The following is a 17950-nucleotide window of genomic DNA, read 5'->3' on the forward strand; positions in this document are numbered from 1 at the left end:
AGCCAGCAATCCTTGGGTTTAGTAGCGGCTTTGATCGCGCGGGCTTGCGCTTCGGAACTAGGCGCTCCGTCCGATATAGCCCAAGCTGGTTGCTACACGGACGGCTTGAGCGCGACCGGAAACCGACAGCTTTTGCCCTGCATTTGTTAGATGAAAGCGAATCGTAGGCACAGAAATTCCCATAATCGTTGCGATCTCGCTGTCCGTTTTGCCAATGGCAGCCCATTTCAGGCACTGGATCTCTCTGCGTGTCAGATCGACCAGTTCTGGGAGGGCAATATGTGAGTCATTTTCCCGGTAGGCGGAGAGAAATTTGAGCGTTAGTTGATGCATGCTTGAAGCGTGCGCTATGAATGTTTTCGCAATGTCCGCAACCGCTTTGTCGCCAGCCCAGACGATCGCGCCCAGCACGCCATAAGGCATGTAACATGGGCAAATAATTGCACTGGCAACCCCGTACGCATCATATTCAGCATTCTCGTTGAAGACGTCCAGCGCTCGGTTCGTTCGCCAGCTCTTCAATGCCTTGCCGTCAAAATAGAAGGGTTCGGCACAGATTCGCGCCGCTTGGACAAATCCTGAGCGGAGGGCGAAAGTGCGATCATCCCAATAGTGGAAATCCGGATCGAACCATTTGAACAGGCTCTCCGCATAAGGCGAGCCATCCTTGTCAAGCATGGGGTTTGGGTCGCTGACATCCGCTGATGCGGCGATGTAGGGAAGACATGCGCGGTTGCCAAGCTTGACAACTTCCATCGCCAAAGCGTGCACGTCATGCTCTGAGGTTTTCGGACCGGTTACCGATGGGATAGAGGGTTTCATACCTATTGGTTCTGGTAGCTTGAGCCGTGACGGTCGAAGTCGCTAGTGTTCATGGCGACCATGGGAGATATTCGATGAATCTGGGCCTATCTGATAAAGATATCGCGTTCCGCGAGGAAGTGCGAGCCTTCCTTCGCGACAATCTCACGCCAGAACTGGCCGCTGCTGGCAAAAAGGCCACTAGTGTTTTCGTGGAGCCTGAATACACACTCGCCTGGCAAAAGAAATTGCACGCGAAAGGTTGGGCGGCGCCGAGTTGGCCTGAAGCGTATGGTGGGCCCGGCTGGACGGAAATGCAGCGCTACATATTTGCATCGGAATGCGCCATCGCCGGGGCACCTCCGTTGGCACCCATGGGTCTTAACATGGTGGGACCCTGCATCATCGGATACGGGACGCCTGAACAAAAGGCATTCTTCCTGCCGCGTCTGTTGTCGGGGGACGACTATTGGTGCCAAGGGTATTCTGAACCGCAATCAGGGTCCGATCTGGCGTCTCTTTCTCTCAAGGCGGAACGAGATGACGACCATTACATCCTCAGTGGATCGAAGATCTGGACGACGCATGCCCACCATGCAAACCGCATGTTCTGTCTCGTGCGAACCGACCACACAGGCAAGCCCCAGCAAGGCATCACCTTCCTCCTTCTCGAGATGTCGGCACCCGGTATCACCGTCGATCCGATCATCACATTGGCGGGCGAACATGAATTGAACCAGGTGTTCTTCGATGATGTCCGCGTTCCGGTGTCGGGCAGGCTTGGCGAGGAAAATGACGGCTGGACCGTCGCGAAGTACCTGCTGGAATTCGAGCGCAGCGGCGGGTCGTCGGCCGGTCTCGAGGCGGCGCTGAATCGACTTCGCGCCCATGTTTTGGAAAGCGGTCTCGAAGAGCCGGGATTACGTACCCGGCTCGAGACAACCGCCATTCTACTCGACGCCATCCGAGTGACCGAACAGCGCATCGTGGCGTCGCTCAGCGCGGGCCGGCCGCCGGGCCCTGCCGCTTCGATGCTCAAGGTACAAAGAACGGAGATGATGCAGAAGATCGACGAGATCGCGATCGAGGCTGCAGGCCCATATGCGGCTGTTCATGAACCGGCGACCTGGCATCCGGAATCAAATCTGGACCCGGTCGGACCAGATGCGCTCAGCGTCGCCATGGCGAAATACCTCAACAATCGAGCCGGTTCGATTTATGGCGGATCGAATGAGGTCCAGCGCAACATCATGGCCAAGGCGGTGCTTGGATTGTGAGACGGCCCTATCAACCTTGATAGCTTGCCGGGAGTGACCGTTTCCGAGGAACCTCTCCCTACAGCTCCAAACATAGGAGCATAGGGAGGAAAATTTGGAAAACCGGTCTAAGTACTTGAAATCGCTATGCTTGGGAGTGTCACTCATAGCACTCTGGGCAAGCTCGCCCGCCATCGCACAAGAGGCAGACACCCCCTCCGCCGAGAGCAGCGAAGATTCGCAAAGCTCCATGAAGCTGGAGTCCATCACGGTCACGGCCCAGAGGCGGGAAGAATCCGCCAATGATGTCCCGATGTCGATCCAGGCATTTGGCGGGGACCAACTCGATACGCTCAGGGTCAATGAGGTCGATGACCTGCAAGCGCTCGTGCCAAGCTTCTCAGTCTCGCAAAGCTATCAGGGCGTGCCGACCTACACCCTCCGCGGTATCGGCTTCAATACCATCAACGTCTCTGCAACTTCGACCGTCGGCACCTATGTAGATGAAGTTGCCTATCCCTATCCCTTCATGAATTCGGGGCCGATGTTCGATATCGAGCGTATCGAGGTTTTGAAGGGGCCGCAGGGAACTTTGTTTGGCCGCAATACGACGGCGGGTCTGATCAACGTCGTGACGAACAAGCCGGTCGATGAGTTTCAGGCAAGTGTCTCCGCCGACATCGGCAACTACGACACCTGGAATCTCGAAGGCATGGTGAATGTGCCGCTTGCGGAAAACGTTCAGGCGCGTTTCGCGATCCGCAGTGAGAACAGCGACGAAGGTTGGCAGGAGTCAATTTCCCGCGGAGAAGACCGGGGAACGGTCGATAAGCTCGGCTTCCGTGCGGCGCTCGCGATTCAGCCAACAGACAAGCTCGAAATTGATCTGTCCTACAATGGCTGGATCAACAAATCCGACACGATCGCTGGGCAGGCAATTGGCCTGACGCCCAATACCGACCCGACATTCATCGTGCCGGGAACCAACGGCCCGTCGACGGCATCAGGCTTCAACCAACCGGGCCTTGTTGACTTTATCAACAGCAACTTTCCCACCAATGCTGAACAGGCCGACTGGGCACCTTCATACCTGCGGTCAGCCGATATCGGTGCAGGCGAGGGCATTGAAGGTCCGCATGAAGAGAATTCGAGCTTCGATGCCATCAAGCTTGGCGTAAGCTATGAGTTCGACAATGAGATGCGGTTGGTGTCGCTGACGGGCTATAATAAGCTGGATCGAGAAGCCGTGCTCGATTGGTCTGGCGTGCCGTTTCAGATCCTGCTTCAGGACATCGAAGGCGAGATCAAATCTTTCAGCCAGGAGCTTCGCCTTGAAGGTTCAACCGACAAGGTCGACTGGTTGGTGGGGGCCTATTATGGCAAGGACGAGACCACAGACGGCAACCGCACAATGCTGCGGGACAACGCCAATTCCAACTTTGTAAGTACGGCGGCCTACCTGCTGACGGTTGACCCGACCGCTCTTGGTTTCCCGCCGCAAATGGCTGGTCTCGTCTCCTTGGTAAACGTCGACCCTGAAACAGGTCAGCCCTATTCGGCTGCCGAATTGCTCTCTTCCTTCCAGACCTATTACGATACCGGCGAATTTGAATCGACGACTACCAGTATCTTCGCAAATGCTGATTGGGAATTGACCCCGGAATTTTCCTTGACGACCGGTCTTCGTTATACGGATGACAAGCAGGAATATGTTGGTTGTTCGGGAGACGTGAATGGTTCGATGCAGCCAAACGTCAATGTATTCAACCGCGTTTTCTTCACAGCGATTTACGGCCTGGCTACGCCACCAGCGCCATTGCTCGAAAACGGATGCAATACCTACGACCTTGAGACCAACTCGTTCACTGCGGTGACATCGGACGTTAAGGAAGACAATGTTTCGTGGCGAGTGGTTGGCAATTGGACGCCAGCTTCATTGGAGAACACGCTTTTCTTCGCATCGGTTTCCAAGGGCTACAAGTCCGCCTCAACTCCGGTTAACGCAGCCTCCAAGTCGGAACAGAATGCCCCGGCAACGCAGGAAAGCCTGCTGGCATATGAAGTTGGTGTCAAAGCTGGGCTGTTCGACCAGCGCATGCAAGCGAATGCGTCGCTGTTCTACTACGACTATACTGACAAACAGGTCTCGTCCTTCTTCCCGGACCCAATTTATCGTGCCCTGTCACGCCTTCAGAACGCCCCGGAAGGAGAGGCTTACGGTCTGGATGCGGAGCTGACATGGTTGGTGGCAGAACACCTGACTGCCATTGGCGGCCTGACGCTGCTGCAAACGGAATTCGGATCATTTGAGACGTCTGATGCATTCGGCCTGCCGACCAATCGTCAAGGTGATCCGTTCATGTACAGCCCGGAAACGACCGCCAGCCTGACATTGATGTATGACCGACCCGTTTCGGACACACTGGGTTTCAGAAGTGCGTTGAGCGGACGTTGGCAAAGCGAGTCTACCGCGGGTGATCCAGATGACCCTCAGTATGACATAGATTCCTACGGTGTGCTCAATGGCAGCGTCGGGATCTACTCACTTAACGACAATTGGGAAGTTTCCGTCTGGGGCAAGAACCTGACCGACGAGTATTACTGGCAGCAGATCGCATCCAACGCCAACGTTGTTCTCCGGTTTGCCGGGCGTCCGCGCACGTTTGGTGCATCGCTCAGCTATCGCTTCTGATTTCCTCTGAAAACTGGCTGCGCCTCCATATCTGTGGAGGCGCAACCTTCCTTTTTTAAGTGAATTCAGGAGTGCCGCTGAGAGGCACCCTGAGAAACCCTTGGGGTCGGGAAAACCAAATTAAACAATCGCGACTATCGGGAGAATTCAAATGAGTAACGAGGGCGCCCTTACGAGCGCGGATTTTGACCAGATGCCAACTCTGGGTGACATCGCGCGCTTCCATGCGCGTGAAAGGCCGGATGCCATTGCGCTGAGCTTTGAGGGGCGGGATACCACCTTTCGTGCTTTTGATCGTCTTACGAACAAAGTTGCAAATGCCTTGATAGCATCCGGCGTGAAGCGGGGTGAGCGCATTGCTTACATTGGCAAGAACAGCGACCACTATTTCGAACTTCTGTTCGGGGCCGCCAAGATGGGCGGTGTGACGTTGCCGATTGGGTGGCGGCTCGCGCCGACGGAGATGGCCTATATTATCGGAGACGGTGAAGGATCACTCGTCTTTGTTGGTCCTGAAGTTGCTGATCAGGCCAGAGAAGCGCTCGCCGAATTGAGGCATCCCCCAAAAATCATATTCATGGAAGACGCCGGGCCCGAGGGCTTTGTCATTTGGAGGGACAGCGAAAGTGACACAGATCCAAGTGTCCCGATAGCATCGGACGACGTTGCACTCCAATTGTATACATCGGGGACCACAGGCAGGCCAAAGGGCGCCATGCTCAGCCATGACAATCTCCTCGGCGGTCGCCGGGAATCTGTGGAGGCACACCTGCCCTGGAATGAGTGGGGGCCAGACGATGTCAGCCTCGTAGCTATGCCCGTAGGCCATATTGGCGGAACCGGCTGGGGGATTGTGGGCTTGTTCAATGGAGCGAAGGGCATCATCGCCCGAGAGTTCGACCCGTTCCGTGTGCTCGATTATATTGAGCAGGACGGCATCTCAAAAATGTTCATGGTACCTGCCGCGTTGCAGATCGTTGTGAGGCAGCCAAATGCCAGGAGCGTAGACTACTCCCGCCTGAAATACATTTTGTATGGTGCCTCGCCCATCCCTCTCGACCTGCTGCGCGAGTGCATGGAAGTCTTCGGCTGCGGCTTTTGCCAGCAGTACGGCATGACAGAGACGTGCGGAACGATCATCTACTTGCCGCCTGAGGATCATGACCCGAACGGAAACCAGCGGATGCGGGCGGCAGGTATCCCGATGCCGGGGGTGGAAATCCGTATTGAAGACAATGAGGGGAATGTGCTTGCGCCTCATCAGGTAGGCGAGGTTGTGACTCGGTCTCGTGCGAATATGAAAGGCTACTGGAATCTGGATGAGGCGACGCAAAAAACGATCACATCGGACGGATGGCTTCATACAGGAGACGCAGGCTACCTTGATGAGGACGGCTATCTCTACATCCACGATCGCGTGAAGGACATGATCATTTCAGGCGGGGAGAATATCTATCCAGCTGAAGTCGAGAATGCTGTTTACGGCCATCCGGACGTTGCCGAAGTGGCAGTTATCGGCGTGCCAGATGAAAAATGGGGAGAGGCGGTGAAGGCGGTTGTGGCGCTGAAGCCCGGCGCGGCGTCAGATCCGGAATCAATCCTCGCATTCGCGCGTACGAGAATCGCGGCGTTCAAGGCTCCTAAAAGCGTTGACTTTGTCGAGGGTCTTCCCCGCAATGCGTCAGGGAAGATATTGAAACGGCAACTGCGCGAACCCTTTTGGGGCGGTAAAGACAGGGCCGTGAACTAAAAACACTTTGGGAGAAAACCATGGCCATTCAAACCCGCTTTACGAAAGAATTCGGCATCGAGCACCCTATCGTCCAAGGTGGCATGCAATGGGTCGGATACGCAGAAATGGTGGCACCCGTCGCAAATGCTGGAGGACTTGGGTTCCTGACGGCGCTGACCCAACCCACCCCGGAAGACCTTGCCAAAGAGATCGCGCGCACGAAGGAGATGACGGACAAGCCTTTCGGTGTGAACCTCACCATCCTGCCCGCAATCAAGCCACCCCCTTATGCCGAATACAGGCAGGCGATCATCGAGGGAGGGATCAAGATCGTCGAGACAGCGGGCTACAAGCCGCAGGAACATATCGACCATTTCAAACAGCATGGCATCAAGGTGATCCACAAATGCACGGCCGTGCGTCATGCGCTGTCAGCCGAGCGGATGGGCGCCGATGCGATCTCGATTGATGGGTTTGAGTGTGCGGGTCATCCAGGGGAGGATGACATTCCCGGCTTGATTCTGATCCCGGCGGCGGCACGCAAGGTCAGTGTCCCAATGCTGGCGTCTGGTGGATTTGCAGATGGCGCGGGGCTCGTCGCAGCCTTGGCGCTCGGCGCCGATGGCGTCAATATGGGCACCCGGTTTTGTGTCACGCAGGAGGCTCCGATTGACGAGGCGTTCAAGCGACAAATGGTTGAGAATGATGAGCGCATGACCAATCTGATCTTCCGGACGCTACACAATACGGCCCGGGTCATGAAAAATGCCGTGAGCGATGAGGTCGTGGAAATCGAGCGCAAGGGCGGCGCAAAGTTCGAAGACGTCCAGCACCTGGTTGCGGGAGTTCGCGGGCGAAAGGCCATGGCGGATGGAGACACGGATGGGGGAATCTGGTCGGCCGGCATGGTGCAGGGGCTGATCAACGATATTCCAACCGTGAAGGAACTTATCGACGGTATCATTTCTGACGCAGAGGCGATCATTCATGGACGCCTGGACAGGATGACAGTCTGATTAGCACGACTGTGTGGGGGCCCCTTGGGCTCTGAGGCTATATTGTTGGATCACGCTCGTCATAAGCGAGGTGTGGAGCGAAAGATCCAGTTTACTCGTCACCGGTTGAAAGCCTCCCTGGTTTGATAGGGAGGTGGCTTATTGAATGTCTTCTCGACGCAATCGATAAAAAAGAGAAGCAAACGCAATGAGGCGAATACAAATGGACAGTCGGGGACTGGGTGCAACGCGGGCACATTCTCGCCTGTAAATTGGATCGGTGTGACTGATTGTTGTGCAAGCGAAGGGCGCCAAGCATTAGTTCTCTATTGTTTTGCACTATCCGCTTGTCTTCCATCTTCGTCTCTGATCGGTAATAGGCATGACGATGCCGTCATAGGTCATTTCGACGTCCGCCGATGGACTTTCGAGTGTAGAGCGACCGGCCAAGCTGCGCCGGTTCTGTTCCTCAAAGTTATCAAGCCCGAGCCGTTTGGGCTGGGCAAACCATCGCGGACCTTCATCATGATCTCATATTCAGACACTATTCTTTCCTCTCCCCAGCGCGGCGTGTTCGCCGGATCCGCCGCGCTCCTTGCCTGTTTGCTCGCTGCCTGTGGTGGTCCGAGTACAGATGCTCCGTCAAGTTCCCCCAGTTCATCCGAGTCGACAGCCTTGGTTATCCCGATGGAAGGGCTTGAGAAAACGGAGCTTACCTTCGGCTTCATCAAGCTTACCGACATGGCCCCGTTGGCGATTGCCTATGAGAAGGGCTTTTTTGAAGATGAGGGGCTGTATGTAACACTTGAGCCGCAAGCAAACTGGAAGGTCCTGCTGGATAGGGTCATCGACGGCGAGTTGTCGGGCGCGCACATGCTGGCGGGCCAGCCACTGGCGGCGACCATCGGCTACGGCACAAAAGCCCATATCGTCACGCCGTTCTCCATGGATCTGAACGGCAACGGTATTACTGTCTCAAACGAAGTCTGGGAAAAGATGCGTCCCAATATTCCGAGCATGGAAGACGGGCGCCCGATGCATCCCATCAGCGCCAGCGCTCTGAAACCTGTGGTCGAGGAATATGCCGCTGATGGCAAGCCGTTCAACATGGGCATGGTGTTCCCAGTCTCTACGCACAATTACGAGCTGCGCTACTGGCTGGCTTCGGGGGGCATCCACCCGGGCTTTTATTCGCCCGATGATGTGTCGGGCCAGATTCAGGCCGACGCCCTCTTGTCTGTCACACCCCCACCTCAAATGCCCGCAACGCTCGAAGCCGGCACGATTTACGGATACTGCGTGGGTGAACCATGGAACCAGCAAGCAGTCTTCAAGGGGATCGGCGTGCCGGTCATCACGGATTACGAAATCTGGAAAGACAATCCGGAAAAAGTCTTCGGCATTACCGCTGAATTCGCGGAAGAAAATCCAGTGACGACGAAGGCAGTTACACGCGCCCTTATCCGGGCAGCTATGTGGCTGGACGAAAATGACAACGCGAACCGGGCTGAAGCGGTGGAAATTCTGGCGCGTTCCGAATATGTCGGCGCGGACGCGGATGTGATCGCCAATTCGATGACGGGCACGTTCGAATATGAGCGTGGCGACAAGCGTGAGGTACCAGACTTCAATGTCTTCTTCCGCTATAATGCAACGTACCCATACTATTCGGATGCGGTCTGGTATCTTAGCCAGATGCGGCGGTGGGGTCAGATCTCCGACAGCAAAGATGATGCGTGGTACGACGCGACGGCGCGCGAAGTTTACAGGCCGGACATATATCTCGAGGCCGCCCAGTCCCTGGTTGATGATGGCTTGGCGGACGCTGCTGATTTCCCCTGGGAAACAGATGGTTACAAGCCAGTCACATCAGACTTCATTGATGGCGTCTCTTATGACGGACGCCAGCCGAATGCGTACCTTGAAAGTCTGACGATAGGGCTGAAGACCAGCCAGACCGTTGCTGCGGGCGAAGTCATCGAATGACCAGCGGGCTAGAGCGGGCCACCAGATTGCCGGCCCATGTTCTCAAATTTTCCAACCATCGGAGTCAATAAGATGGGAAGTATTGTTTTCAACAAGGTTGACGCATCTGTCGATGAGCAGGTCGTTGCGAGCCCTTCCGAGATCACCCGCGAAGTCTCCGAAAAGGAGAGCGCAGACTCAAAGAGCGAACGTCAGGAAAAAGTATTCTCGGGCATTAACAAGGCTTCGAAGTTTCTTGATGTGTTTGCATTGTCCTGGGTGACGCCGCTGCTCATGATGGCCGCAGGTGACAGTCCCAAGCGAAACCTGCCATTATTGGGCCAGCGGCTTGTCGTGCCGATCGTTGCTATTCTGACCTTTCTGGCGGCGTGGGCTGTTCTGGCGCCCCAGGTCAAGACATCGCTTGGTGCGATCCCCGGGCCAGCCCAGGTTTGGGAGCAGGCGGTGGTGCTTCACAAGGATCATCTGCAGGAAAAGCAGAAAGCCGGACAATTCTATGAGCGTCAGGCTGCACGCAATGACGCCCTGATCGCGGCCGGGCGTGAAGGCGATGTGTCCCGCGTTTCCTATACGGGCAAACAGACTTTTTACCAGCAGATATGGACAAGCCTTCAGACGGTCTTTTTCGGCTTTTTTCTGGCCGTGGTGATCGCGGCTCCCCTTGGCATCGTGATGGGCATGTCGTCGACCATGAATGCGGCGTTCAATCCTCTGATCCAGATATTCAAACCGGTGTCGCCGCTGGCCTGGCTCCCCATTGTCACCATGATTGTCTCTGCGACCGTTGCGACAGATTCTGGGATTTCGAAGTCTTTTCTGACGTCGGCAATCACGGTGACCCTGTGTTCCCTGTGGCCCACATTGATCAACACGGCGCTTGGCGTGGCATCTGTAGACAAGGATCTCGTCAATGTGGGCAAAGTTTTGAAACTGAAGCCACACACCCAAATCACAAAGCTCATCCTGCCATCTGCGTTGCCGCTTATCTTTACAGGTATGCGCCTGTCCCTGGGTGTTGGCTGGATGGTTTTGATTGCAGCGGAGATGCTTGCGCAGAATCCGGGATTAGGAAAATTTGTGTGGGATGAATTCCAGAATGGGTCGTCGCAATCACTGGCCAAGATCATTGTCGCAGTTCTGACGATCGGGATTATCGGCTTCCTGCTCGACCGGGTCATGTACGCCTTGCAGACCATGTTCACGCATACCAGCACGCGATAGAGGAAAGAGAATATGTCGATCCTTGATCTGAAGAATGTGTCGAAATGGTTTGGTGACGATTCTGATCGCGTAGATGTCCTCCATGACATTGATCTGGCTGTGGAAGAAGGGGAGTTCGTCGCGATTGTCGGGTTCTCCGGGTCTGGAAAATCAACCCTTATCAGTCTCATGGCTGGTCTCGAATTTCCGAACAGGGGTGAAGTAACTTTTCGGGGAGAAACTGTTGAAGGACCTGCACCGGACCGGGCCGTCTGCTTCCAGAGCTATTCGCTGATGCCGTGGATGACTGTGAAGGAGAACATTCTCCTGGCTGTTGATGCGGTGTTCGGAAAGGAAAGCAAAGCAGAGCGCAATGCACGGGCGCAAAAGTACATCGACATGGTCAGCCTCAGCCATGCCGTCGACCGGCGCCCGGCAGAGCTTTCAGGCGGTATGCGCCAGAGAGTGGCGGTCGCCCGGTCGCTCGCCATGGATCCGGAAGTCCTGCTGCTGGACGAGCCTCTGTCGGCCCTTGATGCACTTACACGGGCTAACCTTCAGGATGAGATCACCTCCATCTGGGAACAGGACCGGAAGACGGTCGTCCTCATCACAAATGATGTGGATGAAGCCCTGCTTCTGGCGGATCGTATCATACCTCTGAACCCGGGACCGAACGCGACCTTCGGACCATCATTCAAAGTAGATTTGCCGCGCCCGCGAGATCGCACCGCCATGAATCATGACGAGACGTTCAAGACGCTTCGCCGCGACGTTACCGCCTATTTGATGGATGTCGGAATTGCAAAGAAGCGGGCCCAAGTCGAGCCACCCTTGCCGGAGGTGACCCCAATCACATTGGGCAAGCCAAAAGCATACCGTGAGGCATCTGAAACCTCAGGCTTCAACAATGATCGCTTTCTTGAATATTCCCAGGTGAGCAAAGTTTATCCTACACCCAAGGGGCCACTCACCGTGGTCGACGGGTTCGATATCAAGGTGAGGAAGGGTGAGTTTGTTTCGATTATTGGTCATTCGGGGTGTGGCAAGTCCACTGTCCTGACGATGACGGCCGGTCTGAACGAGGTCAGCCGTGGCGGGATCATTCTGGACAATCGGGAAGTTGCGGCGGCCGGCCCGGATCGGGCCGTGGTTTTTCAGGCTCCCTCTCTGTTTCCCTGGCTGACAGCAAAGCAGAACGTCGCCGTAGGCGTGGACCGTGTTTACCCAGATGCAACTCGCGAAGAGCGCGAGCAGGTGGTGGAATACTACCTGCACAAGGTTGACCTGGGCGAAGCCATGGACAAGCTGGGGGCGGATCTCTCGAACGGGATGAGACAGCGTGTTGGCATTGCTCGCGCTTTCGCTCTTTCGCCCAAATTGTTGTTACTGGATGAACCTTTCGGGATGCTTGATAGCCTGACGCGCTGGGAGCTTCAGGAAGTGCTCATGGAAGTGTGGCAGCGCACACAGGTTACAGCCGCGTGTGTGACGCATGATGTGGATGAAGCCATCCTGCTTGCGGACCGGGTCATCATGATGACCAATGGACCGAATGCGCGGATCGGGAAGGTCATGGAAGTTGATATACCGCGCCCCCGCACGCGCAAGGCTTTGCTCGAACATCCGGACTATTACCACTACCGCGAACAGGTTCTGAGTTTCCTCGAAGAGTATGAGAAGGGCGCTCACAGCTCCAAATCAGATTCGGAATCAAAGCCTGAGTCAGAGACGGAGGCGGCGTAATGTTCAGATCGTCCGTCTTCAAACAAATAGTGACTGAGGGGGAATAAAACATGCCCCAGGAAAAACTTGTGATTATTGGTGCGGGGATGGCAGCCGGACGGTTGCTGGAAAACCTCGTACAGGCCGCACCGGACCGCTTTAGCGTTACGTTGTTCAATGCGGAGCCACGCGGAACCTATAACCGGATCATGCTGTCTCCCGTCCTCTCGGGCGAAAAGACCTATCAGGAAATCGTCACTCATGCCGATGACTGGTATGCTGGGCATAGAGTTAATTGCCGGTTCGGCGAAAAGGTTCTGGAAGTGGATCGGAAACGGAAAGTCGTCATCGGTGAAAAAGGCGATGTCCCGTATGATCGACTTGTCATCGCGACTGGATCAAATCCGTTTATCATTCCATTACCCGGTCACGACCTGCCTGGTGTTATCGCGTACCGCGACCTGGACGACACCCACACGATGATTGAGGCTTGCCAGCCGGCTTCAAGGGCGGTGGTGATCGGCGGCGGCCTCCTTGGGCTGGAGGCTGCCGCCGGTCTGCGTCTGAGAGGAATGGACGTCACGGTTATTCACCTCGCGCCGACATTGATGGAACGCCAACTGGATCCGTCCGCAGGGTATCTCCTGGAAAAGGAACTCGCCAATAGGGGCATTACGATCCTGACAGGGGCGAATACCAAGGAGATCTATGGGGACGGCAAGGTTGACGGAGTACGACTGGCAGACGGAACGGAGATTCCTGCCAGCCTCGTCGTCATGGCGGTTGGAATTCGGCCAAATATCGAGATTGGCAAGCTTGCCGGTCTGGAAGTCGGCCGGGGCATCAAGGTCAATGGCGTGATGCAAACGTCCGACCCGAACATCTATTCCGTTGGAGAATGCGTCGAGTTCGATGGAAATTGCTATGGGCTTGTCGCCCCCTTGTTCGAACAGGCGCAGATTTGCGCAAAAGTAATGACGGGACAGGGGAAAACGGAATTCTCCCATTCTGAGACCGCAACAAAGCTGAAGGTCACTGGGGTAGATTTGTATTCCGCAGGAGATTTTGCTGAAGGAGATAATCGCGACGAAATTGTGTACCGAGATCCTGGGCGCGGTATCTACAAGCGCCTGATCCTCGAAGAAGGGCGACTGATCGGGGCTGTTCTATATGGAGAAACATCCGATGGAGCATGGTTTTTCGACAAGATAAAAAAGGCGGAATTCATAGAGGAGGATGAACGCGACACGCTCATATTTGGCCAATCCTATGCCGGAGGGACTCCCCTGGACCCTATGGCGGCCGTTGCAGCCTTGCCGGATGAGGCAGAGATCTGTGGTTGTAACGGCGTTTCCAAGGGACAGATCCTTTCGGCTATCGACGAGAACGGGCTTGCCGACCTGGATGGCGTAAGAGCTTGTACCAAGGCGTCGTCATCATGCGGAACGTGCACGGGTCTGGTGGAAAGTCTGCTAGCCTTCAAGTTGGGAAATGCGTTCACGGCTTCCGCTAAGCGCACGGTTTGCCAGTGCACGGATCTAGGCCATGATGATGTGCGGCGTTTGATTGCCTCTCAGGACTTGAGATCCATTCCTGCCATCATGCAGGAGCTGGGCTGGAAAACATCTTGTGGGTGCGCCAAGTGCCGACCAGCGCTCAACTTCTATCTTTTGGCAGCATGGCCAGGCGAGTATGTCGACGATAATCAGTCTCGCTTCATCAATGAGCGCGTCCACGCCAATATTCAGAAAGACGGGACTTATTCTGTCGTACCTCGCACTTGGGGCGGCGTGACCACAGCAAGTGAGTTGCGAGCGATCGCAGACGTTGTGGACAAGTTCGATATTCCTACGGTGAAATATACAGGCGGGCAGCGCATCGACATGTTGGGCGTGAAGAAAGAAGACCTCCCAGCTGTATGGGCAGATCTGAATGCGGCGGGCATGGTCTCCGGCCATGCATACGGAAAATCCCTGCGCACGGTGAAAACATGCGTCGGAACCGACTGGTGCCGGGTCGGAACGCAGGATTCGACCGGCCTTGGGATCAAGCTTGAAAAGCTCATGTGGGGATCGTGGACCCCCCACAAAGTGAAGCTGGCTGTTTCCGGATGCCCTCGAAACTGTGCGGAAGCCACTTGCAAGGATATTGGTGTAGTTTGCGTTGACAGTGGATACGAAATTCACTTCGCCGGCGCGGCCGGTATGGAGGTCAAGGCTACGGAATTGCTGACAAAGGTCACCGACGAAGCAGAGGCGATCGAAATGTGTACGGCCGTGCTCCAGCTCTATCGCGAGCAGGGCTTCTATCTTGAGCGCATCTACAAATGGGCCGCGCGGGTCGGCATCGACCGGGTTCAGGCGCAAATTGTCGAAGACGCTGAAAACCGGGCAAATTTGGTCGAGCGCTTCGCATACTCCCAGCGTTTCGCTCAAATCGATCCCTGGGCAGAGCGGGCTACAGGCGGGGCTGATGCGCACGAATTCAAAAAACTCGAACCGGTGGGATAGATCGAATGAGTACTCAGACCGCCATTATGTCATGGGCCGAGTTGTGTGGGGTTGACGATATTCCCCTCCGGGGGTCTCGGCGGGTAACGCTCGATGCTGAAGAAGTGGCCGTGTTTCGGACCGCAGCGAACACCGTGTTCGCGATCCAGAATGTCTGCCCGCATAAGGGGGGGCCACTCAGCGAAGGGATCGTACATGATACTGCGGTCTCATGTCCCCTGCACGCGATGGTGATTGATCTGGAGACGGGCAGGGCGCGCGGCGCCGACACCGGTTGCGTGCGCACCTACCCAATCGAAATTCGGGAAGGTGGCCGAGTTTACATCGGCCTTCAATCCGGCTGACCCCCCCCCAATGGACCGTATGCGCCCGACAGCAGAAGAAGTCTCCACAACATGCCCTTACTGCGGTGTGGGCTGTGGCGTTCTGGTCAAACCTGACGAAGGTGGGGAAGCCGCCACAGTGCGCGGGAATCCCGATCATCCGGCGAATTTTGGCCGACTTTGCTCGAAAGGATCTGCGTTGGGGGAGACGCTGGATCTGGACGAACGCCAGCTGTTTCCAACCATTTCTGGAGAGAGGGCGAGTTGGGATTTTGCTCTGGACAAAATCGGCAACGGATTTTCAGAGGCGATTGCTACCCATGGGCCCGATAGTGTCGCGCTCTATGTCTCCGGACAGATTCTGACAGAAGACTATTATGTCGCCAACAAGCTCATGAAAGGCTTTGTAGGGTCGGCGAATATCGACACGAATTCGCGACTTTGCATGGCGTCTTCCGTGGCCGGTCACAAGCGCGCGTTCGGTTCGGATACGGTTCCCGGCTGTTATGAGGACCTGGAACGGGCTGACCTTGTTGTGATGGTGGGCAGTAACCTGGCCTGGTGCCACCCCGTGCTTCACAATCGGATCTTGGCGGCAAGGGAAAAGCGTGGCACGCGCCTCGTCATTATCGATCCCCGCAAGACGGCCACCACCGATGCAGCTGACCTTCATCTTCCGATCCGTCCGGGAGCAGATGTTCTGTTGTTCAATGCGCTCTTTGCTCACCTTGCTGCGAGCGACGCTCATGATACGTCGTTCGTTAATGCGCACACCAAGGGGCTGGACGCAGCGCTGGATGCTTCAGGGCCCCTCGGACTGGCCGAACTTTCCATAGCCACAGCGCTGCCAAAATCTGACTTGCGGACCTTCTTTCAGTGGGTGGAGCAGACGCCCGCGACGGTAACCATCTATTCTCAGGGTGTGAATCAATCCTCGGCAGGTTCAGACAAGGTCAATGCGATAATTAATTGCCACTTGGTCACGGGACGTATCGGGAAGCCCGGATGCGGGCCATTTTCCGTGACGGGCCAGCCCAATGCCATGGGGGGGCGCGAAGTTGGCGGTCTCGCGAACCAATTGGTCGCGCACATGGATTTTGCACCGAAGGATGTCGACCGGGTGCAGCGTTTCTGGCAGGCGCCGAATATGGCCACACAACCTGGTCTGAAAGCGGTCGACCTGTTCGAGGCTGTGCATGAGGGAAAGATCAAAGCACTCTGGATCATGGCAACCAATCCCGTCGTCTCGCTGCCGAATGCTGATCGCGTTCGAGCTGCCATTAAGGCGTGCCCCCTGGTTATTGTGTCGGACGTCACCGGGCGGTCTGATACAGCCAAGCTGGCTGACATTGTGCTCCCGGCCACGGGCTGGGGGGAGAAGTCAGGTACGGTCACCAATTCCGAACGCCGGATCTCCCGTCAACGGAGCTTTCTGAGAGCTCCCGGCGAAACGCGACATGATTGGTGGGCGATTTGCGAAGTGGCGCGCCGCATGGGGTTCAACGGGTTTGACTTTACGTCAGCCGCCGAAATCTATCAGGAGTATGCTGCGCTATCTGCGTTCGAGAATGATGGAACACGTGATTTCAATATCGGGGCCCATGCCAATATTGACGAGAAGGCATATGATGAACTTGTGCCGTTCCAGTGGCCGCTGGCAGAAGATACCCCTCGCTCTGGCAATTTGGCGGCCCTCAATCATCGCTTCTTTTCCGACGGCGAGTTTTTCACGGACGATCACCGCGCCAGATTTGTTGCGACGCCGTTCCTGCCAGCCCTGTCGCAACCGAGCAAGAAACGTCCTTATGTATTGAACACGGGCCGTGTGCGGGATCATTGGCACACGCTGACACGGACAGGAAAATCGCCGCGTCTATCCGCCCACACCGCAGAACCATTCCTCGAAATTTGCCCTGAAGATGCTGACAGGCTGGGCTTGCATCCAGCGGGGCTTGCGGAGGTAAAGAACGAGTATGGGCGTGTAGCCCTGCGGGTTCTGGTGACGGACCGGGTTCAGCCCGGAACTGTATTCGCCCCGATGCACTGGACGGCTCGGTACAGTTCAGGCGGCCGCGTGGACTGCCTGGTTGCGCCAAATGTAGACCCCGTGTCGGGACAACCCGAGTCGAAACATTCTGTCGTGTCCCTAGCACCTCTACGGCCGGATTGGTTTGCATTCGTGGTTTGCAGAACAGAGCTACCGGGCCAGGTTCTGGGAAAGCTGGACTATTGGGCCTCTGCGCGCGCGAGTGGGGGATGGCGATATGAATTGGCTGGGTGCGGAAAACTGCAAGAATGGGCAGAACAATTATGTCCGGACATCTTGGCGGTCCAGATGATCCGCGCAAACGGTCAAATCGCTCGCGCGTCCTTTCAAGATGACTCCCTCGACATATGCTTGATCGCGTCAACGTCCGGACCTGTGAGCGCGGATCGTGGCTGGCTCGCTGGCTTGCTTGCCGTCGACATGGACGAGACAACGAGGCTGGGCCTGTTGGCGGGACGTCCTCCAAGCGGGAAATCGTCCGGCCGGCTTATCTGTTCCTGTCTGGGTGTTGGCAGCGTGGCAATTGGCGAGGCGATCCAGGCCGGGAGCAGGAGTGTTGAGGGAGTCGGGGCCGCTACGGGCGCGGGTACCAATTGCGGGTCATGCAAACCTGAAATTCGTGCCTTTCTGGAAAAGTTGAAGCCGGAAGAAACATCCCCACACACGTTGGCTGCGGAGTAGGC

The 17950-nt window shown here is 56.1% G+C and carries 11 protein-coding genes; 10 read left to right on the plus strand and 1 reads right to left on the minus strand.

The annotated features are described in order from the left end of the window. Window positions 1-57: 57 nt before the first annotated feature. Window positions 58-822, minus strand: coding sequence for a helix-turn-helix transcriptional regulator (locus CFA77_RS08610; RefSeq protein ID WP_206993103.1), 765 nt, complete (start codon window positions 820-822; stop codon window positions 58-60). Between the two features lie 74 nt (window positions 823-896). Here CFA77_RS08610 and CFA77_RS08615 point away from each other — a divergent pair, with 74 nt between their 5' ends. From CFA77_RS08615 to CFA77_RS08660, 10 genes are all read left to right on the plus strand, one after another. After that, the gene (locus CFA77_RS08615) at window positions 897-2078 is read left to right on the plus strand and encodes an acyl-CoA dehydrogenase family protein (protein ID WP_206993104.1); all 1182 of its coding nucleotides are present in this window, start codon (window positions 897-899) and stop codon (window positions 2076-2078) included. A 136-nt stretch (window positions 2079-2214) separates the two neighbouring features. Further along, complete coding sequence (locus CFA77_RS08620; RefSeq protein ID WP_242517542.1) at window positions 2215-4749, plus strand: TonB-dependent receptor; 2535 nt, start codon at window positions 2215-2217, stop codon at window positions 4747-4749. A gap of 151 nt (window positions 4750-4900) precedes the next feature. Continuing rightward, window positions 4901-6499, plus strand: a complete 1599-nt coding sequence (locus CFA77_RS08625; protein ID WP_206993106.1) for a fatty acid--CoA ligase — start codon at window positions 4901-4903, stop codon at window positions 6497-6499. 20 nt (window positions 6500-6519) lie between these two features. Next, window positions 6520-7497: a nitronate monooxygenase family protein gene (locus tag CFA77_RS08630; RefSeq protein ID WP_206993107.1), complete on the plus strand. Its 978-nt coding sequence runs from the start codon at window positions 6520-6522 to the stop codon at window positions 7495-7497. 666 nt (window positions 7498-8163) lie between these two features. Continuing rightward, window positions 8164-9462 (plus strand): CmpA/NrtA family ABC transporter substrate-binding protein, encoded by a 1299-nt coding sequence (locus CFA77_RS08635; RefSeq protein WP_366524056.1) that lies wholly within the window; start codon window positions 8164-8166, stop codon window positions 9460-9462. Window positions 9463-9603: 141 nt separating this feature from the next. Further along, window positions 9604-10683, plus strand: coding sequence for an ABC transporter permease (locus tag CFA77_RS08640; protein ID WP_371822987.1), 1080 nt, complete (start codon window positions 9604-9606; stop codon window positions 10681-10683). A gap of 12 nt (window positions 10684-10695) precedes the next feature. Then, window positions 10696-12408, plus strand: a complete 1713-nt coding sequence (locus tag CFA77_RS08645; RefSeq protein ID WP_206993110.1) for an ABC transporter ATP-binding protein — start codon at window positions 10696-10698, stop codon at window positions 12406-12408. Between the two features lie 50 nt (window positions 12409-12458). Continuing rightward, entirely contained in the window at window positions 12459-14897 is a 2439-nt protein-coding gene (nirB, locus tag CFA77_RS08650) for a nitrite reductase large subunit NirB (protein WP_206993111.1), read from the plus strand. A gap of 26 nt (window positions 14898-14923) precedes the next feature. Next, on the plus strand, window positions 14924-15241 hold the full coding sequence (nirD, locus tag CFA77_RS08655; protein ID WP_349678450.1) for a nitrite reductase small subunit NirD: 318 nt from the start codon (window positions 14924-14926) through the stop codon (window positions 15239-15241). 10 nt (window positions 15242-15251) lie between these two features. Next, complete coding sequence (locus CFA77_RS08660; RefSeq protein ID WP_206993205.1) at window positions 15252-17948, plus strand: nitrate reductase; 2697 nt, start codon at window positions 15252-15254, stop codon at window positions 17946-17948. Window positions 17949-17950: the final 2 nt, after the last annotated feature.

It is taken from the genome of Hyphomonas sp. KY3 (genome assembly GCF_017309975.1).
Lineage (GTDB): Bacteria > Pseudomonadota > Alphaproteobacteria > Caulobacterales > Hyphomonadaceae > Hyphomonas.